The organism is Salsuginibacillus kocurii DSM 18087 (assembly GCF_000377705.1).
In the GTDB taxonomy this organism is placed as follows: domain Bacteria; phylum Bacillota; class Bacilli; order Bacillales; family Marinococcaceae; genus Salsuginibacillus; species Salsuginibacillus kocurii.
In genome coordinates, this window is the sequence record NZ_KB898623.1 from 727,316 (window position 1) to 746,208 (window position 18,893).

21 protein-coding genes are annotated in these 18,893 nt (G+C 48.3%); 1 reads left to right on the top strand and 20 read right to left on the bottom strand.

Annotated features, from left to right (window positions below; all coding sequences use genetic code 11):
* Nucleotides 1-45: 45 nt before the first annotated feature.
* From D469_RS0103555 to D469_RS0103675, 20 genes are all read right to left on the bottom strand, one after another.
* Entirely contained in the window at nt 46-594 is a 549-nt protein-coding gene (locus tag D469_RS0103555) for a hypothetical protein (protein ID WP_018921993.1), read from the bottom strand.
* A 70-nt stretch (nt 595-664) separates the two neighbouring features.
* Complete coding sequence (locus tag D469_RS0103560) at nt 665-1,804, bottom strand: flagellin N-terminal helical domain-containing protein (RefSeq protein ID WP_018921994.1); 1,140 nt, start codon at nt 1,802-1,804, stop codon at nt 665-667.
* Between the two features lie 768 nt (nt 1,805-2,572).
* Nucleotides 2,573-3,271: a response regulator transcription factor gene (locus D469_RS0103565; RefSeq protein WP_018921995.1), complete on the bottom strand. Its 699-nt coding sequence runs from the start codon at nt 3,269-3,271 to the stop codon at nt 2,573-2,575.
* 313 nt (nt 3,272-3,584) lie between these two features.
* Nucleotides 3,585-3,725 carry a carbon storage regulator gene (locus tag D469_RS21470; RefSeq protein WP_018921996.1) on the bottom strand — a complete coding sequence of 47 codons (141 nt, stop codon included), beginning with the start codon at nt 3,723-3,725 and terminating at the stop codon, nt 3,585-3,587.
* A gap of 150 nt (nt 3,726-3,875) precedes the next feature.
* The gene (locus D469_RS0103575; RefSeq protein WP_018921997.1) at nt 3,876-4,313 is read right to left on the bottom strand and encodes a helix-turn-helix domain-containing protein; all 438 of its coding nucleotides are present in this window, start codon (nt 4,311-4,313) and stop codon (nt 3,876-3,878) included.
* A 16-nt stretch (nt 4,314-4,329) separates the two neighbouring features.
* Entirely contained in the window at nt 4,330-4,686 is a 357-nt protein-coding gene (locus D469_RS19520; protein ID WP_420834848.1) for a DUF6932 family protein, read from the bottom strand.
* Between the two features lie 177 nt (nt 4,687-4,863).
* The gene (gene csrA / locus D469_RS0103585) at nt 4,864-5,091 is read right to left on the bottom strand and encodes a carbon storage regulator CsrA (RefSeq protein ID WP_018921999.1); all 228 of its coding nucleotides are present in this window, start codon (nt 5,089-5,091) and stop codon (nt 4,864-4,866) included.
* 3 nt (nt 5,092-5,094) lie between these two features.
* Nucleotides 5,095-5,550, bottom strand: coding sequence for a flagellar assembly protein FliW (fliW, locus tag D469_RS0103590; protein WP_018922000.1), 456 nt, complete (start codon nt 5,548-5,550; stop codon nt 5,095-5,097).
* Nucleotides 5,551-5,648: 98 nt separating this feature from the next.
* Complete coding sequence (locus D469_RS0103595) at nt 5,649-6,224, bottom strand: DUF6470 family protein (protein ID WP_240473312.1); 576 nt, start codon at nt 6,222-6,224, stop codon at nt 5,649-5,651.
* Between the two features lie 49 nt (nt 6,225-6,273).
* Nucleotides 6,274-7,161, bottom strand: a complete 888-nt coding sequence (gene flgL, locus D469_RS0103600; RefSeq protein WP_018922002.1) for a flagellar hook-associated protein FlgL — start codon at nt 7,159-7,161, stop codon at nt 6,274-6,276.
* A 19-nt stretch (nt 7,162-7,180) separates the two neighbouring features.
* Nucleotides 7,181-8,710 (bottom strand): flagellar hook-associated protein FlgK, encoded by a 1,530-nt coding sequence (gene flgK, locus D469_RS0103605; RefSeq protein WP_018922003.1) that lies wholly within the window; start codon nt 8,708-8,710, stop codon nt 7,181-7,183.
* Between the two features lie 18 nt (nt 8,711-8,728).
* The gene (locus D469_RS0103610; protein WP_018922004.1) at nt 8,729-9,232 is read right to left on the bottom strand and encodes a flagellar protein FlgN; all 504 of its coding nucleotides are present in this window, start codon (nt 9,230-9,232) and stop codon (nt 8,729-8,731) included.
* A gap of 20 nt (nt 9,233-9,252) precedes the next feature.
* On the bottom strand, nt 9,253-9,513 hold the full coding sequence (gene flgM / locus D469_RS0103615) for a flagellar biosynthesis anti-sigma factor FlgM (RefSeq protein WP_018922005.1): 261 nt from the start codon (nt 9,511-9,513) through the stop codon (nt 9,253-9,255).
* 72 nt (nt 9,514-9,585) lie between these two features.
* Nucleotides 9,586-10,020: a TIGR03826 family flagellar region protein gene (locus D469_RS0103620; protein ID WP_018922006.1), complete on the bottom strand. Its 435-nt coding sequence runs from the start codon at nt 10,018-10,020 to the stop codon at nt 9,586-9,588.
* Nucleotides 10,021-10,074: 54 nt separating this feature from the next.
* Nucleotides 10,075-10,893 carry a ComF family protein gene (locus D469_RS21945; RefSeq protein ID WP_156816887.1) on the bottom strand — a complete coding sequence of 273 codons (819 nt, stop codon included), beginning with the start codon at nt 10,891-10,893 and terminating at the stop codon, nt 10,075-10,077.
* Between the two features lie 309 nt (nt 10,894-11,202).
* On the bottom strand, nt 11,203-12,129 hold the full coding sequence (locus D469_RS21475; protein ID WP_083910705.1) for a nuclease-related domain-containing protein: 927 nt from the start codon (nt 12,127-12,129) through the stop codon (nt 11,203-11,205).
* 500 nt (nt 12,130-12,629) lie between these two features.
* Nucleotides 12,630-14,078, bottom strand: coding sequence for an ATP-dependent helicase ComFA (locus D469_RS21480; RefSeq protein ID WP_083910706.1), 1,449 nt, complete (start codon nt 14,076-14,078; stop codon nt 12,630-12,632).
* Nucleotides 14,079-14,223: 145 nt separating this feature from the next.
* Nucleotides 14,224-15,075 carry a DegV family protein gene (locus D469_RS0103665; protein ID WP_018922014.1) on the bottom strand — a complete coding sequence of 284 codons (852 nt, stop codon included), beginning with the start codon at nt 15,073-15,075 and terminating at the stop codon, nt 14,224-14,226.
* A gap of 226 nt (nt 15,076-15,301) precedes the next feature.
* The gene (locus D469_RS0103670; RefSeq protein ID WP_018922015.1) at nt 15,302-16,012 is read right to left on the bottom strand and encodes a response regulator transcription factor; all 711 of its coding nucleotides are present in this window, start codon (nt 16,010-16,012) and stop codon (nt 15,302-15,304) included.
* A 135-nt stretch (nt 16,013-16,147) separates the two neighbouring features.
* Nucleotides 16,148-17,275, bottom strand: a complete 1,128-nt coding sequence (locus D469_RS0103675) for a sensor histidine kinase (RefSeq protein ID WP_018922016.1) — start codon at nt 17,273-17,275, stop codon at nt 16,148-16,150.
* Nucleotides 17,276-18,059: 784 nt separating this feature from the next.
* Between D469_RS0103675 and D469_RS0103680 the strand changes: the two genes are divergently transcribed.
* Entirely contained in the window at nt 18,060-18,713 is a 654-nt protein-coding gene (locus D469_RS0103680) for a YigZ family protein (protein WP_018922017.1), read from the top strand.
* Nucleotides 18,714-18,893: the final 180 nt, after the last annotated feature.

Consider the following 18,893-nt stretch of genomic DNA (forward strand, 5'->3'; position numbering starts at 1 on the left):
CGGCAAACTAGAACCGTCCCTTTGCTTCCCGACGCCGAGACACTTTTATTGTAAAGCATCATTGATTTGATTACGGAATTCCTCCCATCCCTCTGGGACATTTTGATTGCTCCTGAGGAATTGTAATCCCTTTATAATTACTTCATTTACAGGGTCCCCCTCCTCTCGTAGCATTTCGTATCCAAAGTTATCAGCATCCTGTTCGATACGAGACTGAGGGTTTCTAATATAATGTGTTGCTTCCTCTCTTTCCTGATCGTTTAAATCTTTAATTTGACTAACATGTTTTAACTCATGAGCTAATAGAAATTTCATTATAATATGTAAGATTGCCAGTTGGTTCTTTTTTGAGGCAATTGAAATACAGAAATAATTCAGTGCGCTAATAATAGTAGAGCTATAAAAGTATATATCGCCCTTATCATAATACAAAGATGCAAATGAATTTTCTTTTCCATAAGGAGGGTTTCCTTTTATATAAAGGTTGTTATATGAATTTTCAATTTTCAAAATCTCGTTTATAAGATTTTGAAAATGCATGAAATCTTTTGAGTTCATTGTACCTTCTAGATCATTACGTTCTAATATAACCATTTTAATCTTCTCTCTTTCATATTGTAAAAGAGGCCCCGACTTATCGGAGCCTCTTTTATTTCTTTCGTTCTTATTGCAACAACTGAAGTACGTTTTGTGGTTCTTGGTTAGCTTGAGCAAGCATAGATTGAGAAGCCTGGTTCAAGATGTTAGCGCTTGTCTGATTCATCATCTCTTGAGCCATGTCGGTATCACGGATACGAGACTCAGCAGCAGAGAGGTTCTCAGACGCGTTGTCTAGGTTATCAATTGTGTGCTCGAGACGGTTTTGAACCGCACCTAGATTTGAGCGTTGTTCAGATACTGATTCGATGGCATCGTTAATATCAGTAATGGCTGAGTCAGCGGCTTCTTGAGAAGAAATATCAATTCCGCCTACACTGATTTCATTACCCAAGTCGTTCCCCTCATCAGTTACATTAATAACTTGGGTTGCATCACCAAAATCAATAGCATCGTCCGTATCTAACTCTAAACTATCTAACGCATAAAATTCACCATTCTCATTTTCTACGGCTACCGTATTACCAGAAGAATCCTGTAATACTGTTTCATCGCTAAAAGTTTCACCATTTACTTCGACATCCTCTTCACCAATAGTGTATGTGCCGGCCTCTAGACCATGCCCATCAATCGGTCCAATAGGTTCATCGTCAGTACCCGTAACAATTTCTCCATCATCATCTAAGAGTTCTGCGTCAGCAACCACTCCTAAATTATTGGAACCCATATCATCAATAGAAAGTTCTAAATTTTGTCCTTCATTTGCCCCAATATGAAAAGTACCTTCAAAGCTATCATCTAAAAGCTCCTGGGTGTTAAACTCCGTATTTTCAGAGATACGAGAAAGTTCTTCGGCAAGCTGGTCGACTTCTGCTTGAAGCGCGTCACGGTCTTCATCAACGTTCGTATCGTTTGCAGATTGTACAGAAAGTTCACGCATGCGCTGAAGGATGTCGTGGGACTCATCAAGCGCTCCTTCTGCTGTTTGAATAAGAGAGATGCTATCCTGTGCGTTTGTAGATGCTTGATCCAAACCGCGAACCTGTGCGCGCATTTTTTCAGAGATAGATAGACCAGCAGCATCGTCACCTGCGCGGTTGATTTGCTGACCGGAAGAAAGCTTTTCCATTGCAGATTGCTGTTCGCCTTGGTTGATGCCCATTTGGCGGTGCGCGTTCATTGCGGTTACGTTAGTGTTAATAATCATGTGATTATTCCTCCTTGAATGTGTCCGTTCTTGTCCACGTCCTTGTGAACAGTCGGTTTTGATTTTTCAAACGGTACGGATGTGTCGGCCGCCACATCTATGTATCGTTTGACTCATTCTTTATATCGGAGGGATGGGAAAAAAGTTTAGTAAGTTTTGTTATTTTTTTAGATGTTTTCTAAAAGAATGTTGCTTTTTAAAAAAGAGGATTTTTTTATCGATACAGTGGGCACTTTCTGTGAGGCAATCTTCAGCTAGTTTAGTGACCTCCTTGGGGTATCTTTTTTATCCATGGGAAGGCAACATTTCGCTTTGTCTGTTTATTGAGCCATACAGCTTTGCGAAAATTTCTTTTTTTGGCTCTGTCAAAATTCCTTATTGTTTAAGAACATTGATATTTTAGGAATGGCCGACACTCCTGCGGGCCAAGCGAGCCTGGCGAGACCCCGCAAGGCGTTAGCCTGAGGAAGCTCGCGGCTCGCCCGCGGAAAGGGAGGCCATGGATGAAATATCACACCACCTCTTTAACTGAGCCTTCTTTTTATATAGGCTTTGTTGAAGTTTGTTATTAATAAGTAAATACTAAGCGTAAGGCGGCGAGTCCAGCGGATTGAGGTGAAGACCCCACAGGCGGCAAAGGTTGCTGCCGAGGAGGCTGAGGCCAAGCCCGCGGAAAGCGCGTCCGCCTGAAGCGAAAGGCGAATGATATATAAATAATATTCGCATGGAAAGATGAAATTTGAGTTATGAAATTCATTCTAGCTGCTGTTATTCCTTAATAATATTCAACTCAATCGCTCGTTTGACGGCGTGGGTGCGGTCGTTGGCGCCGATTTTGCGGGTCAGGTGGCTGACGTGGTTGTTGACGGTTGAAAGGGCCAGGTAACAGTCTTTGGCGATTTGGCCGTTTGATTTTCCTTTTAAGATTTCATCCAAGATCATCGCTTCGGTTTCAGTTAATAGATGCATCGCTTTGTCGAAGTTAAGTTGGATATTACCCTGTCCTCTGTATTCTTCTTTCAACGGTTGAAAGATAGCTAGTAAATGATGCTGCAAGACGGGATCAACGTAATCTGAGAAATGAATAGCTTCTTCAAGCCGGCTTAGTTTGTCATAGGGCTCTCGTTCTGCTGCCACAAAGCAGGAGCACTCTTTTTCCAGCAATTCATCCAATTTGCTGCTGTTGTCTGGATCAATCAGGGCCCCGATTCGTGCTTCTTTTTTTAATTGTTCGTAAGTCATCTCATCATTTACAATTTCTTCACTCTCTGTTTCCGAAGCGATAAATATGTCATACGGTGAAGCTTCACTTCGCTCTCGAAAGGATTGCAGCGGGAAAATCTGCAACCTTGATTGGTATGTAGTTTCTTTAAGTGTCTTTTCCTCGTTTGGGTGGGACCACTGCAACAGAATCATCGGCCGGTTCAAGTTCTCTCTATTAGTAGGAGCTTTCATACGTGTTTTCATAGCAGCCGGAGCTCCCTCCTTTCTTTGCACCGTAAGAATGTATAAGTAGTTGAAGGAAACGGTACAAGAGCAACTAAGGCTCAGCCTACGCCGTAGCCTTGGCTTTGCCAAGTTTTCTTTATCGAAAAGTGTAGACTCTGTTCACTATACTAAATGGTATAGTTCCAGAAAGCCGGTGACAAGAAAGCAAAGGGACGAAAAACGATAGGGATGAGACCTATCTTGTTGGGTTTATATGGAATTTTTAATATGTTTTAAATGTTTTAATCAGACCTTCCTATCGAGTTTCGACATATTTTTCAATGTGGTTGTACTATTGCTCTAATTCTTTGGAAATAAGTTCAAGGATATTCTTCTCAGCGGAGGCAGCTGCGCTGTTTTCTTCTTGAATGGAGAGATATACTTCCTGGCGGTGAATGTCGACGTGGCGTGGGACTTCGATGCCTAGTTTCACCTGTTCATTCTCATTATAGACCTATAGACCGTGCGTATTTGCTGATCCATCTTATTTAAAAGTAGAACAGGCTGACCTGTTTAATCAGCCTGCTCACTTAATGCTAAATTAACTTCACGTTTTATTCTTTTAATTTTATCCTCTGTTCTTTCATGAGAGTAAAAGCTCTTCCGTTTGTATTTCGGTCTTTGAAGTCATTTGAAGAGCTTCCATTACTTGTTGCAATCGCTCTAAAGTTGCTCCGTAATACTCGTTTCGTTCATCACGGGAGACTTGGGCCGCTGAAACGTCAAGACGGTTAGCTAACTCTTGTTGAGTCAGTCCAATATATATGCGATAAGCAATTAACATTTTCCCTAATTCATGCAAATTAATAATGGGATCAAATTCTCCTCGTTTAATTCGTTCATAATATACTACTTCTTCTTTTAATTGTTCGTGAAAGCTAATAGAAGGGGCTAGCGCACGTTCTACTTGTTCAGAAGTTAACTTCATCTCCTCTAACGTCTGTTTTTGCTTCTCAATCATATCTTTATCTTCTCTTAGTCTTTTCAAAGCTTTTTGGTAGGCAGCTTCCGTTTTAATCATCCATCATACCTCCTCTTCATTTTATAATTTTTATAATCCCTTTTTGGTGAAAAGTGTCTCTTGTTTTTCTGAAGGCTGCAGGAAATTGTTGTTGGTGCCCGTATTCATCAACGATTCCAGACAGTTGCCCATAGTGAGGGTAGAGTTCTACACGATAACGGTGCCACATTGGAAGTTGTTTTTTTGTAAATCCTTTATAAGGTTTTCGACTGTTACTATCCCAAGTCCAAATTTTATAAGGATCAAGAGCATCTAATTGATACTGCAAATCTCCTGATGCTAATTCTTTTAACTCACACTCAAAATAACCATCGATGTCGTTAGGATGAGCTTTTTCTTCTACAAAGGAACCATCAATATAAATTTGTTCAATACCCGATTAATTATCATTTTTGTTAACTTTAATAAACATGATCAATGGTTAAGTTAACTAATATGTTAACTTTACTCCCTGAATTATATCATGATTTGTTCCCTGCACAAAGAAACTCCCCTTTTCAAGATTGAGAAATGGGGAGTTAGTTAACAATTTGGCTAGCTGTATTCATTATTATTTCTCTAATTCTTTGGAAAGAAGTTCAAGGACATTCTTCTCAGCAGAGGCTGCGGCGCTGTTTTCTTCTTGAATGGAGAGATAGACTTCTTGGCGGTGGATATCGACGTGGCGGGGGGCTTCGATGCCGAGTTTCACCTGGTCGCCTTCGACGCTGACGACTTTAATTTCAATATCGTCGCCGATGCGGATCGCTTCATTTGTTTTTCGCGTAAGTACGAGCATCGGTTAACCCCCTTGCCCTGGTTGTCTGGCTTCTGAGGTGGCAAAGATCGTATGCTTGCGACCGTAGCGGTTGTCGTTTAAAGCGATTTGCTTACCGAGGCGCGCTTCTAGATTGATAATGACAGGCCCTTGCAGATTAACCGTAGAGTCGGTAAACGGTTCTTCTACTGTCATAATCGTGAAAATAGCGACATCTTCTTCTTTTTCAATCGCAAGGGTTTCAAGGGTGGCTTCCGGGATTTCGACCTGGTAATCAGAAAAGAATTCGAACGGGTTCACCAGTACAAAGGCAAGTCCCGGCGTATGGACTGACTGGAGGGTAAAAAGCGGCGTTCCTTCTTTAAAGGGCAGCAGGACGTATTCTTTTTCATCTTCAAAGGCAGGGAGGCCGTTTTCAAAGGTCAGAATTTGTTCTTCTTTGACTTCCACCGTGCCTGCGTATTTTGTTTCAATTTGCATATTTATCACCTTTATATTTGTCCACTTGAGCGTGGGAAAGTTATGTTGTCTTCATTGTACGTTGCCTCTTGCAAAATGAAAAGACAGGCTGATCGTTTTTACAACGTGTGATCAACCTGTCCTCCGACGACGTCAAATTGGATCGACGCTTTTTGTTCAATATAAGGATTTAACTGCCAGTTGGGGATGTGGACGTCGGCCCCGCCGCGCTCGACGTTAAAGTCCGGCATCGCTGACTCGATATCAACATGAAGGTCTCCTGACTGGAAATCGATTACCGTTTGGTCGAGGCTCGCTGGCATGTAGCCAATGTTGGCTTCTTTTTGCGGCGGAGCCCAGTTCTCGCGAGCGATGTGTGGAATTGCGCTTTGGCCATTGGCGATGTCCATCATCTGATCGCCCTGACGCACCGTTTTCGATGTGTATTCACTGGCGGTCACGTCAGCCTGCGCATAAAATTCCTGTGCGCTGCGGAGTGGGGCGACAAGGTTAGCCGCATGGAAGGCTTCGGTCTGGTCGACGTTCAGCTCCATCGGTGTATGCGATATCGTAACTGTATCCACGTGATTATTGATGGTATAAATCTCGGCATCATGCTGCTGAATCTCCATGGGCGGGCGTTCCGTTTGCACGCCGAGTTTCGCATCTGTCGTTGAGATTTGAATGTGGGGCATTTGCACCTACACCCCCTCCTCATCTGTTAAAGCGACAGGTCGCTTCCAATTAGTTGAGAAAGTCCATTAAGGTTGGCTGAATAATGCGGGCGCCGGCACCTAGAGCGGCCTGATGGACCGCTTCCTGAGTGCGCAGCTCCGTGATTACTTCTTCCATGTCCGCATCTTCATTATCAGACATAACACGGTTGGCGACGATCTCCTGGTCAGCCAGCCGGCCTTCAATCATTTCCACGCGGTTGACGCGCGCCCCGAGCTCGGCTTGTTCCGAGACGATGTTATCAATATGGCCGTCAAAGATCTCCATTGTTTGTTCGAGTTCCTCACTCGTTGTATCTTCATCACGCAGTTGATCTTCAAATTGTTGAAGATCCTCGAACAATTCCTCAGAAAACACGTTTTGAGGGTTAACATTAACTGGAACCTCAACCCCTTTGTTCAATTCAAATTCAACATTATCTTCGTTATCAGAAACAGCAGTCACTTCTCCGTTCACTTCTTCAACCGGAGGATTGGTCGTATCTGTTCCATTAAAGATGTATTTATCGTTGGAGCGTGCATTCGCATTGGAGATAATGTGTTCTTTTAACTGCCCGACTTCATTGGCCATATTGGCGCGTTCATCGCTGTCATACGTATCGTTTGACGCTTGGACGGCAAGCTCGCGCAACCGGTGCATCGCTTGCGTGGTATCGTCCAACGCACTCTCGGACTCATCCATCCAATTGTGGGCCTGGCCAAGATTTCTTTGAAATTGTTCAATTTCCGTTACGGACGTACGGTTCTTCATCCCGTTCATAGCAACGACTGGGTCTTGTGAAGCACGGGTGATTTTTTTACCCGTGGCAAGCTGGTCTTGATTCATTTCCAATTTACTGAAGCTATTTTGAATGTGACGTACATTGTTATTTGCCATCATCGATTCAGTTACACGCATTTAGCTTTTGCTCCCTTCCTTACCGGCCGACAATACCCATATTGTTAATTACTCGCTCCAGCATTTCATCAATCGCCGTGATGTTACGAGCTGCTGCGTTGTAAGCGTGTTGGAACTGGATGAGGTTTGTCATTTCTTCATCTAATGATACGCTTGAGGTAGATTGGCGGCGATGGTCCACATTATCTCGCAAATTCTCTGCGTTTCCTCTCATTTGCTCCGCTTCGCTTGTATTTACGGCCATTTGGCCAATGAGGCCTTCATAAAAGCTTTGCACATCGTCCGTGGAGTCACCGAATTCCAGTTCTTCATCTTTCACGTTAGCAAGCTCGAGGGCGTTGGAACCGTCGCCGGACGATCCATCAGGCCCTGCGGCTGCAATATTGTCAAGACTGTCTTCAATCTCAGCTGCAACTCTAAGGCTGCTTGCGGCATCTTCTGTGCTTTCATACGTGAAGAAATTCCGCCCTGTCTCGCCATCTAAACCTGATCCTTCCCTGTGCTGCTCATTGAATTCATCGACAAATGTGCTTACCATTTCATTCAAATCAGACAACATATCGGGATACAATCCAGCTTCTCCTCCGTCATCAGTATAGCCGTAGGCTTCAATCATTCCTGTTAACTTCCCGTTCACGTCAAGAATTTGGTCCCCCACGGAGCTGCCGCCAATCTGGACATCAGTGACGGGGCTGCGATTGTCCTCTTCGTCTTGGAATTCGATATTCATTTCTTCAAAGCTAAGATTAGCTCCATTCACAATAGGGTCCGGGTCCCCTGGCCCCATTCGATTACCATCCTGGTCTAACAGATAGATATTATATGCTCCTTCAGCAAGCTCATCGGCTAAACCTTTGCTTTCTTCCGGCTCCACCTCTACATCTACCATTTCCGACAGCTCATCTACAACCTGATCACGTTTATCATAGAGGTCATTAGGTAGGAATCCATTTGGTTCCACACTTGCGATTTGTTGGTTTAATTCGTCAATTTCCCTGAGCATATTGTTAATATCTTTTTCAGCTTGACCGATTTGATTTCCCAGGTCACGCTGGTTTGACTTTAAAGAATCTGAAGTGGTGTTAAAAGCTTCTGCGAGCGCATGACCTTGTTGACGCACGACGGAGCGGTTTCCAGAGTCTTCCGGGTTGGTTGATAAGTCTTGCAACGAGTTCCAAAATTCATCCATTGATTGAGAAATACCTTCTTCACTTGGTTCATTCATTACGTCTTCCATGCGTTCAAGAGCTTGATGCTTGCCGTCCCAGTATCCGAACTTGGCATTTTCACCGCGGAATTGGTCGTCCAGGTAATGTTCACGAACCCGCTGGACCGAACCCGCTTCGACGCCGGTACCAATCTGGCCTGGCTTGCTCGGGGCGTTGCGGCCCGCGGCCGGGTAGGCTTCGGTCTGGTTGAAATTGACGCGCTGGCGCGTATAGCCTTCGGTGTTCGCGTTGGAAATGTTATGGCCGGTTGTATTAAGCGCGGACTGGTGGGTCGTCATGCCGCGGACGGCGGTTTGAAGCCCGTGAAATGTTGAAGTCATGTGTTCTTCCTCCGTTTTTTATGCTTTCGAATCAAACATGGAATAGCCCTCTGCCGGCATGGCTTCGCGTTCATGCGGGGCCGAATAGTTGATGTCGTCGTCCGGGGACGGCTGGATTAAATCAAGCGACATGTGCACGAATTGAAGCGAATCCTTCAGCATTTGCTGGTTGAGTTCGTTTTGCTGCTGGAGGGCGTTCAACTCGCGGACGAGCTTGTCCTGAAACGTGTCGAGCACCTCTACATGCTCGGCTGGAATGAGCGGCTTCAGGTCCTCGAGCGTCGCTTCGGCCGGGACGAGGTCCGCTTTTCTTTCCATAACCAGGCTTGTAATGGCTTTGAGGCGCTCGGATTCGGTGCGGCGCAGGGCTTGCATGGTTTGGTTTTCTTGTTTGGTTAGTTGGGTGAGGGTGTCGAGGTCCTCGGTCTTGATAGCTTGCATTTTGTCTTTGGCCAGCTGGTTGAGGTGCTGGTGTTGTTTGATTAGGTCAGCGAGGGTTTGGAATAGTTGTTTCACTGCCATTTGGTTTGGTGCCCCGCTTTCTAGTTATTGGTCCAGAAGTCGTACATGTTCTGGGCGGTTTGACGTGGGTCTACGTTGTATTCGCCGGCGTCAATTTTTTGTTTGAGTTCGTTGATTTTATCTTGGCGGACGTCTCCGGTTTTTTCGCCTTGTTGCATTTCTTTGGCGGTCTCGGAGATTTCGAGTTGGTCCTTTTTGCCGGGTTGCTGGTTTTGGGCTTGTTGTTTATCTATTTGTTGGCGATACGGGTTGTTCATCGGCCCGAGTGGGTTGATTTTCATTCCGGTCACCTCCGCGGGTTGTTTTCGGATTGGTATTTTTTATATCGGTTGTTTTTTTGAAATGTTTACCTTTTATTTTCGCTTTTCCCCATCGAGGTCGAGCGATTGATAGGTTTTGTATTTGGCTCGTTCTTCTTGAGTGAGGCGGTCTTTGACGTTTTGTTCGGTTTCTAAGGTTTTTAGGTCCTTGTTAATGCCTTCGCGGCAGCTTTCACAGATGCGTCCTTCTTGGATGGCGGTACCGCACGCATCACATGGATAGGTCAGGTTTGGGAATTGACGGGGCTTCAGCCGTCCTTCCTTGACGAAGCGGCTGATATCATCTTCCGGCACTTCGGTCGCTTCGACGACTTGCTCGATCGTGGCGGCGCGGTTTTCGCGGACGCGCATGTATTTATACACTTTTTCAAAGCGTTGGTCGAGCTCTTTTTTACAATGATCGCATATGTCGCGCAACGCTTTCATAAATAACCTTCCACAGCGTGGGCAGTTATCGACATTTTCCATTTATAATGCCTCCTCCACGTACTTTCTTTATTATAATACAACGGCTAGCGCCTGTTAACTGCGGGCAACCGTGAGTGCTGCGACCGAGGCAGCACCGGCTTCGATGAGTGGGCGCGCCGCTTTCCGTACAGTAAGTCCTGTAGTGTATATATCGTCAATGAGGACAAAATGTTTAGCGTGGATTTGTTCGGGATGAGCGGCGAGTTCGAAGGGCCGCGAGGTTGTGTCGTGAAGGCGGGAGTGGCGCGAGCGTTTGCTTTGTTTCTGCTCATGGGAGGTGCGGGTGAGATAGTGGCGAGTGGGAGCCACGGCAGCGATGATGTCGGTGAGCTGCTCGGATTGGTTGAAGCCGCGCTCGCTGTGGCGTTCTGTGGAGAGAGGGATAGGGACGGCGATGGAGCGATCAAAATGTTTGCGATATGTGCGGAGGAGATCGTGGCGGAAAGCAGTGGCGAGGACGGCGTCACCGCGGTATTTCCAGCGGGCAATGTAGTCTTTGAGGAAGTCGTTGTAAGCGTAAAGCGAGATGTTGTGGGTGATGAGATCGTGCCAGTGCGCGCTTTCGGACCAGCGGCGGCAGTCGTTGCAGGGAGTGGCGTGTGGCTGCGGGCGGCTGCAAGTCGGGCAGGTGGTGGCGTGGGTAGCGTGGGCGATGGCAGAGAGGTGGGCGGCGCTGGTGGTGCGGGCGCTCGCTTTAGCGGTGGACGTTTTTGGGGCGGCGTGGAGGAGCGGGAGCTGGGAGCGGCACTCGGCGCAGAGCGGGTCGGGGCGATTGAGGCCGAGCAGGTCGGCAAGCGTGCGGCGGGCGGGGCGCGGGCCGGCGCAGTAGAGGCAGATTTCGTCGGAGGCGGCGTAGAGATCGGTGAGTTTCATAAGGGGGCAGGCTCCTTTCAAGGGTGGGGGTGTGGGGGTTGTGCAGTCACGTTGGTTTGTTGCGCAGTGGCGCTATTTTGTTGCGCAGTCACGCCGTTTGACTGCGCAGTGACGCTACAATGTTGCGCAGTGACCCCTATTGCTTGCACAGTCGCGCCGATTCATTGCGCAGTGACGTTACTTCTTCGATGTAATGACAAAAGATGTAGGGTAGCGCTGCGGAGGCAGCGCTTCATTATGATAATTCAAAAATGCTGTTGCGCTGCGATCGCAGCGCTTCAAAATATATTTTATGATTTTAATTCTTCCTTATTTCAAATAGTATACTCGGTTACTTTGTTTACCATTGTGAACTAATCTCATTGAGCGCAACAGTGTCCTGGCGGTTGTGCGTGAACGTATATTCAAAAACTCTCTGGCTTGTTTGTTGGTGATGGTGTTTCCGAAGAGAAGCGCGTATTCGTTGAGGGCGGTGTGGTGGGCGGTTCTGGAGGTGTGCGCGCAGGAGGGGCATCTCCAGAGGTAGCGTTGTCTTTGCATGAGGCGGCTTTCGCAGTGCGCGCAGTAGACGCCTCTAGTGAGGGCATGTCGGTCTATCTTGTATTTTTCCAAAAGGTTGCGGTTTAAGGGTTTGTGGGATTGGGCGAGGTCGCGGGAGAGTTCGGTGTGGGGGACGGTGTCGGGATCGTAGTGTTGGAAGAGCTCGGGGAGTTGTTCGCTTTGGTGGAATTCGGCTGGGCAGTTGGTGTCTAGGATGGTGTCTGGGTTGGTGAAGATGACGGTGGTGTGGATGGGGAGTTGGGGGTGAGCGCGGGCGCTGAGCCAGTGGCTGAGGGCGGCGTGCTGGCGTTTGATTTGGTGGAGGGGGTTTCTGATGCGTTCGGTCTGGCCGGCGAGGGTGCGGGTGGCTTGGCCGGTGCGGGGGTCATAGTGGATGGTGCCGGCGATGTTTTTGATTTCGATGATGTGGAGGGTGCTGGCGGTGATGATGAGGAGGTCGAGTTGGAAGTAGTTATGTGGGCCTTTGAGGCGGAGGTCGTGGAGGAGATGGGCGGATGCGGGCGCGGTGTGGAGGTAATATTCGATGGATTGTTCGCCGTGGTAGCCGGCGCGGGTTTGGGCGAGGTCGTCATTGATACGCGGTGCGGACGGATGGCGCGCGGGCAGGCGGCGGGCGAGGGTTTCGAGTTTGCTGAGTTCGGTGGATTTGGTGCGGGGTTTGATGGTGATGGGCATGGGGGTCTCTCCTTTTTAGTTGGATTGCGTGGTGGGCTCGTCGTGTTGCGTAGTGGAGCGTCGGGGTTGCGTAGTCACGCTGGTTGATTGCGCAGTGGCGCTATTGTGTTGCGTAGTCACGCCGTTTGATTGCGCAGTCACGCGACTGCCTTGCGCAGTGAGGCTATTTCGGCGTTGTGGATGACAAAAGATGTAAGGTGGCGCTGCGGAGGCAGCGCTTCGTTTTGGTAATTTGTAAAATGCTGTTGCGCTGCGTGGGCGCAGCGCTTCCGAATGGAATTACGGGGGATTGGTTGTTTGGCGGGGTTGTGGCGTCACTCCCCCCGGTTGTGGCGTGATGCTCCTCTGTTGTGGTGTCGAAATAATTTGTTGGGGCGTCGTGTTCTCCTCTTGTGGCGTGACGTCCAAATGTTGTTGCGTCGTGCTCTCCTCTTGTGGCGTGACGACCAAATGTTGTTGCGTCACGCTACGTGAGCGCGCCGTGCCGCGTCATTCATCTTCTACAACGGGGCGCGGCCGTGGTTCATGGCGTCGATATAGCGGCGGCAGGCGACGATGGCGTCGGTTTTGCCGTGGTGGAAGAAGGTGACGTCAGCAGCGGGGGCGCTAGCGCTGCGGCCGGCGCGGCCTGCTATTTGCGTGAGTGCGCTGGCGGTGAAGATGTCGTCATCGGCGCCGATGACGGCGACTTGGGCGTTGGCGATGGTGACGCCGCGTTCTAGGATGGTGGTGGTGATCAACACGGGAATGTGGCCGGCGCGGAAAGCGGCGACGCGTTCGCGCCGCTCGGGGTCGCTGGCGTGGACGGCGGGAGCGCCGGTGAGCTCCGTCAGTTGTGCGGCAGAGGAGATGCTCGGCACAAAGAGGAAGACGGAGCGGCCGGCCTTCTCGTGGGACTCAAGCCAAGAGCGCAAAGCGGGCGGGACACGGCCCTTCTCCATTTGCTTCTGCCAATTACCGATCCACTGCAGGCGCGGCCGCGGCAGATCGAAGCCGTGGTAGCGGCGCGGGATGAGCGTGTAAGGAAGGGTACGGCGGCGCAAACGGGTCTTAAGGGCGTTTGTTGGCGTGGCGGTCAGATAGATGGTGGTTGCGGTCGGCCGGGCCGCTTGCGAGACGGCGTATTGCAGCGTTTCGTCAAATGTATAGGGAAAGGCGTCGATTTCATCAATTATGACGAGGTCGAAGGCGCGGGCGTAGCGACGGAGCTGATGGGTGGTGGCGATGACGAGCTGGCCGTAGCGGTCACGGTCGGAGCTGCCGCCGTATAAGCCGGTGATCTCTGTCTCGGGGAAGGCTTGCTTGAGGCGCGGGAGCAGCTCCAGAACAACGTCGGCGCGCGGCGTGGCAATCACGGCGCGTTCGCCGCGGGCGAGACTTTTCAGAAGCGCGGGAAAAAGCATTTCTGTTTTGCCGGCGCCGCAGACGGCCCAGATGAGGTGTTCTTCTCCCCTGCCGACGGCGGCTTCGAGCGCGGCAGCGCCTTGCTGCTGCGCGGGCGTGAGTGTACCTTCCCAGGCGAGGCGGGCCGGACGGGCGCTGGGCGCCGGTCCGCGCCAGCTGTAGAGAATGTCTCCTTCGGTCATGCGGCCCATGTCGATGCAGAGGCGGCAATAGGTACGGCCGTCGGGGAGCTGGGTGAAGCCGGCGGCGGACGTGTTGCCGCAGCGGGTGCAGCGCCAGGCGGTGCGCCGCGGGAAGCGGTGGAGCGGGCTGAGGGCTGGCTCCCGCTTCAGGAGGCGGAGAACGTCTAGGAGCGCGAGGTCGCTGGCTGTGCCAGGGACCTCGCGCGTGGGGAGGCGGCGGCCGCTGAGGTGGCGGCTGGTGCCGTGGAGGCGGGCTCGGGCAGCCGGGGGCTGGGCGAGGGCGGCGGACGGGAGGCGTGTCCATATATAAAAGCTGAGTTGCTGCGTGGCGGTGTGGAGGGGATTGGGATCGGGAAGGTGCATGTGGGTATCTCTCCTTGTGCGGGGGTTTTGGTGGGGGTGAGTCGGGCGTATTTGGTCCGCGCCCTTGGAAGACGATTGGTCAGCTAAACAGCTGGCCGCCCCCACGGATGGGCGCGGCTGCAGTCGTTCGCTCTATACAGGACGTCTATGCTTTTGTTTTATACCAACCAAGACCTAGGCTGTGTTCGCCGAGGTGGGTGGCGATGACGGGGCCGAAATAGCTGATGTCGATGGTGATGTTGTCGTGTTTGGCTTCGAGTTCGGCTTTCATTTTTTCGGCTTTGTCGGGGTGGTTGGCGTGGATGATGGTGGCGCGGATGTGGTCGTTGGTGTTGGCGTCTTCGGCAAAGAGTTCGTAGACGCGGTTTAGTGCTTTTTTGGCGGTGCGTACTTTTTCGTACGGGACGATGAGCTTGTCTTCAAAGTGCAGCACTGGTTTGATTTGAAGCAGGCTGCCGACGAGTGCTTGGGCGCCGCTTAGTCTGCCGCCGCGGTGCAGGTGATTGAGATTATCTACGACGAAGTAAGCTCTCATGTTTTGTTTCATTTCGTTGAGTCGGTCAAGAATATCGTCGACGGTGTAGTCTTCGGCTGCCATTTTGGCTGCTTCGATGGCGTAGTAGCCTTGGGGGGCGCAGCTGATTTCGGAGTCGAATCCGTATACTTCGATGTTTTCGACGGATTCACCGGCGCTTAGGGCGGTTTGGTAGGTGCCGCTGATGCCGCTCGATAAATGGATGGTGATGATGGCGTCGTAGGTTTGGCCTAGTTCTTCGAAAAGCTCGAGGAAGCGGCCGAGTGGCGGTTGAGACGTGGTTGGCAGCTGGTCGCTGGCGCGCATTTTGTCGTAAAACTCTTCGGTGGTGAGGTCGATTTCTTCTTCATAGACTTTGTCGCCAAAAACGACGCTTAGTGGGATCGTATGGATACCGTATGCGTCAATGGTTTCTTGGGATAAGTAAGCGGTGCTGTCTGTTACGATTGCTATGTTTGCCATGGGTAAGCCCTCGCTTTTTAATTTCGTTTTAGTCTTTTGGCTCTAGTTTTTCTTGCATAGGTCGATTCTCATCTCTTTTTATCTTATCCTGCGCTTCCATGTGATTCAAGAGAGTTTGGAGATTATTTTCAGGAGGGCTAAAAAAAGGTTGGTTTGAAACTGCAGTGTTCTCGTATAAGTAAAGATAAAAGGAGCTGTCCCTTCGCTTGAGACAGCTCCTTTTATCTTAGCGGACAATAACGTAGCCTTTTTTGATCGATTCTACGACGGCTTGGGTGCGGTCGTTTACGTTCATTTTTTGCAAAATGTTACTGACGTGGTTTTTGACTGTTTTTTCACTGATGTAGAGGGTTTCGCCAATCATGCGGTTGCTGTATCCGTCAGTCATAAGTTGGAGCACTTCGCACTCGCGGCGTGTGAGTAGATGTAGCGGTTTGCGGTATTCGACTTCTTTGTAGCCGATTTCGTTGTCGCTGTCCTCATCGCCACCCGTGGCCAAACGGCGGTACTCTTTAATGAGGTTATGGGTGACTTTAGGGTGAATGTAGGCTCCGCCTGAACTAACGACTTTCACCGCTTCAATTAAAGCATCGGCATCCATTTCTTTTAATAAGTAGCCGGCGGCACCAGTTTTTAAGACGTGAGTTACGTAGGATTCATCATCATGTATTGAAAGAATGAGGACTTTCACGCCAGGGAATTGAGCAGTAATTTCTTTGGTTGCTTCTACGCCGTTTACTTCCGGCATGTTGATGTCCATAAGCACGACATCCGGCTGGTATGTGGCTACAAGAGTTGCGGCTTCGTTACCATCATCGCCTTCTGCTACAATATCAAAGCCTGGTTCCATGGCAAGGATACGCTTCACTCCTTCACGGAACAATTTATGGTCATCAATTAATAGTAATTTTACTTGGTTCTCGATCCGTTCTTGCATATTCTCTCATCCTTTCAAAGTCGTTCATGTCATTTTGTATCTTGGTGTATAAACTAAGCTGAGACGAAAGATGCCCTCTTTTTGGTACACTTTCCTATTATTTTTGTTCCCATTTCTAGGTTTTTTTACGCATGACTATTCGTTCAGAGGGACACGAATAATAATCTTTGTCCCTTGATTAGAGGCAGATTGGATGTCCAGCTCTCCTTTTAAGTTCTGGACACGCTCTCTCATACCGATTAATCCAAAGGAATCGTCTCGTTTGTTTTCCTGGTCGAAGCCTTTGCCATTATCTTGAATAATCATATTAATGTGCTGAGGCCTCATTTCGATTTTTACGTGGATGTCTGTTGGTTCTGCGTGTTTTAGTGCGTTTTGAACAGCTTCTTGAACGAGTCGAAACAGCCCGACTTCGAAGTTAGGAGGAAGGCGTTTCTCATCCCCATAATTCGAAAATCGAAGGGATAGATCCGTATTTTCATTTAAGTTCTGCAAGTATTTCCGTAAGGTTGGAACTAACCCGAGATCATCTAAAGCCATCGGCCGCAAGTCATAAATAATGCGGCGAACTTCTGCTAGACTCGTTTTGACCATTCCTCGTACGTCTCTTATTTCAGCAAGAGCTTGTTGAATGCCTTCTTCTTGATACACTCGTTCGACAAGCTCTGAGCGCAGCAAAACGTTTGCTAACATTTGGGCCGGACCATCATGAATATCCCGTGCTACCCGTTTTCTTTCTTCTTCTTGCGCTTCAATAATCTTAAGACCAAAGGCCTGTTTTTCTTCAGCATCAGCTACTATTTCGCCAACCTTTTGTAAATCTCCTGTTAAGAAGTTTTGAACGACTGATACTTGTCCAACTAGTGATTCTGCTCGATCAATGGTTTCTTCTAGGTTTAAAAGGCGCCGTTCAATTCGGTCTCTTCTCGACCTAAGCTGTTCTTCTTCTTGTTGCAAAACAGCTAATGTTACTTGGTATTCATTGGCGTCTTCATAAGCCTTACGAACCTCTTCATTGGAGAAATTCTGAAATTCTCGGCTGACTTGGGCAAGCCGATTTCTTGCAAGTTTGGCCTTATTCTCGTTAGTATCAACCTTATCAATCACTTCATTGACTCGAATTCGAACGGCTCTTAATTCTTCTTCTAATGTCTGATATTCGGCGCGAGACTGCTCGCTAATGTTAAAAATCTGTTCTTTGCTTTCACTCACTGTATCTAGCATTTTGCCAATCACTTGATCCAAATTGTTCGTTGGCTGCATGAGAAATCCCCCAGCTTCACATAACGAAGAACGTTTGTTTATTTTAAACAAAATCGCTTCGTTATGATTATTTTAGCACATTCATGAAGACCTATTAGGGGAAGAAAAGTAAATCTTCATGAAATCACACAATTCTGCGAGAATAGACGCCTAAGACATCCGACCCTATTAGCATATCATGACCCGTCCTTTGCAAGTTTTACAATCCGATTATGGTATAATTACAGTAAGAAAGGCGGAGGGCGTTTGTTCAGGGGCGACAAGTTTTTCTAGAACTGCGTAGAGTTGCCCGAAACTCGGAGTCAGGACTAGAAAAAACCTCGAGCCACTAACGCCCGCAGCCAGACAAGAAAGGCGGAGTGTGCTTGAATAACGACGCAGAGCTCTTCTCTCCCACCGAGGAGGACGCGTCCGCCACAGTGTGGGAGAAAGAGATCTCAAGTCGTTAGCACGCGCAGCCAGACAGTAAGAAAGACGTAGTAGGAGCGACCAATGCAATATCGAACTATACATACGTCTCTTTTAAAGTAACAAGCTTCAAACTGGGAAGCGCTTATTTACAAGCTCACCCTTCTCCCCCCTAAGCTATAGAGGACGTGCTTGCTGGCTTAAAGTGATAAAGCGGCGGTTAGCGACGTTATTCCGATGGCCAATCAGCTATCATTGTGTTATATAAATATTTATTAAGCCCTCTACTCAGCTAGAGCGGTTTGCCGGCACGGTAATTCGTGAGGTCTTTACATAGAGCAACTTTCATCTACATTAACCAAAGGAGCCGTTTGTTATGCTTACTTCTTACTATACTGTTAAACAATTTGGCGAGCACGAAATTGTAATTCAGAAATCACGTTTTATTGCTTATCTTGAACGGGTGACGACGGAAGCAGAAGCGATGGATTTTATTGCCCGCATTAAAAAGCAGCACGCGAACGCCACTCATAACTGTTCTGCTTATATTATTGGCGAAAATGATGAAATTCAAAAGGCGAATGATGACGGAGAACCTAGTGGCACAGCCGGAGTGCCTATGCTGGAAGTGTTAAAGAAAAGAAAATTAAAAGACACCGCTGTTGTTGTTACCCGCTACTTTGGCGGCATTAAGCTAGGCGCGGGCGGCCTGATTCGCGCATATGGAAGTTCAACTTCTGAAGGATTGAATCATATTGGCGTGGTGGAGCGTCAGTTAATGGATATATTTACTGTAACTGTCGATTATACCTGGATTGGAAAAGTGGAAAATGAACTGCGTGAGTCGTCGTTTGATTTAATGGATATTCGCTATGAGGAACAAGCAACGTTCTTCATCTATGTCCCCGTCGCTCAAAATGAAGAATTTCATAATTGGATCACAAACATGACGAGCGCCCAGGCGAAAATCGCTGCCGAGGAGCAAACATACATTGAAGTCGATGTAACCGATACGTCGGGACGTGAATGATCGGACCATTGAACATTAAATTACTTTAAACGTAAAATCCCTTTACTCATTGGCTGGTTTTAAAATTTCCCGGGAAATTTATATATATATGAATAAATATCTTCTATATTGTGATTTCTTCTTTATGTATAACTGCCCTTCTCGCCATATTAAACAAAAATAATGGAAGATAATTAACCA

Bases quoted from the DNA above. Each gene is read 5' to 3' on its own strand.
- D469_RS0103555 (WP_018921993.1), bottom strand. From the start codon at position 594: ATGGTTATATTAGAACGTAATGATCTAGAAGGTACAATGAACTCAAAA.
- D469_RS0103560 (WP_018921994.1), bottom strand. From the start codon at position 1,804: ATGATTATTAACACTAACGTAACCGCAATGAACGCGCACCGCCAAATG.
- D469_RS0103565 (WP_018921995.1), bottom strand. From the start codon at position 3,271: ATGAAAACACGTATGAAAGCTCCTACTAATAGAGAGAACTTGAACCGG.
- D469_RS0103575 (WP_018921997.1), bottom strand. From the start codon at position 4,313: ATGATTAAAACGGAAGCTGCCTACCAAAAAGCTTTGAAAAGACTAAGA.
- csrA (WP_018921999.1), bottom strand. From the start codon at position 5,091: ATGCTCGTACTTACGCGAAAAACAAATGAAGCGATCCGCATCGGCGAC.
- fliW (WP_018922000.1), bottom strand. From the start codon at position 5,550: ATGCAAATTGAAACAAAATACGCAGGCACGGTGGAAGTCAAAGAAGAA.
- D469_RS0103595 (WP_240473312.1), bottom strand. From the start codon at position 6,224: ATGCCCCACATTCAAATCTCAACGACAGATGCGAAACTCGGCGTGCAA.
- flgL (WP_018922002.1), bottom strand. From the start codon at position 7,161: ATGCGTGTAACTGAATCGATGATGGCAAATAACAATGTACGTCACATT.
- flgK (WP_018922003.1), bottom strand. From the start codon at position 8,710: ATGACTTCAACATTTCACGGGCTTCAAACCGCCGTCCGCGGCATGACG.
- D469_RS0103610 (WP_018922004.1), bottom strand. From the start codon at position 9,232: ATGGCAGTGAAACAACTATTCCAAACCCTCGCTGACCTAATCAAACAA.
- flgM (WP_018922005.1), bottom strand. From the start codon at position 9,513: ATGAAAATCAACCCACTCGGGCCGATGAACAACCCGTATCGCCAACAA.
- D469_RS0103620 (WP_018922006.1), bottom strand. From the start codon at position 10,020: ATGGAAAATGTCGATAACTGCCCACGCTGTGGAAGGTTATTTATGAAA.
- D469_RS21945 (WP_156816887.1), bottom strand. From the start codon at position 10,893: ATGAAACTCACCGATCTCTACGCCGCCTCCGACGAAATCTGCCTCTAC.
- D469_RS21475 (WP_083910705.1), bottom strand. From the start codon at position 12,129: ATGCCCATCACCATCAAACCCCGCACCAAATCCACCGAACTCAGCAAA.
- D469_RS21480 (WP_083910706.1), bottom strand. From the start codon at position 14,078: ATGCACCTTCCCGATCCCAATCCCCTCCACACCGCCACGCAGCAACTC.
- D469_RS0103665 (WP_018922014.1), bottom strand. From the start codon at position 15,075: ATGGCAAACATAGCAATCGTAACAGACAGCACCGCTTACTTATCCCAA.
- D469_RS0103670 (WP_018922015.1), bottom strand. From the start codon at position 16,012: ATGCAAGAACGGATCGAGAACCAAGTAAAATTACTATTAATTGATGAC.
- D469_RS0103675 (WP_018922016.1), bottom strand. From the start codon at position 17,275: ATGCAGCCAACGAACAATTTGGATCAAGTGATTGGCAAAATGCTAGAT.
- D469_RS0103680 (WP_018922017.1), top strand. From the start codon at position 18,060: ATGCTTACTTCTTACTATACTGTTAAACAATTTGGCGAGCACGAAATT.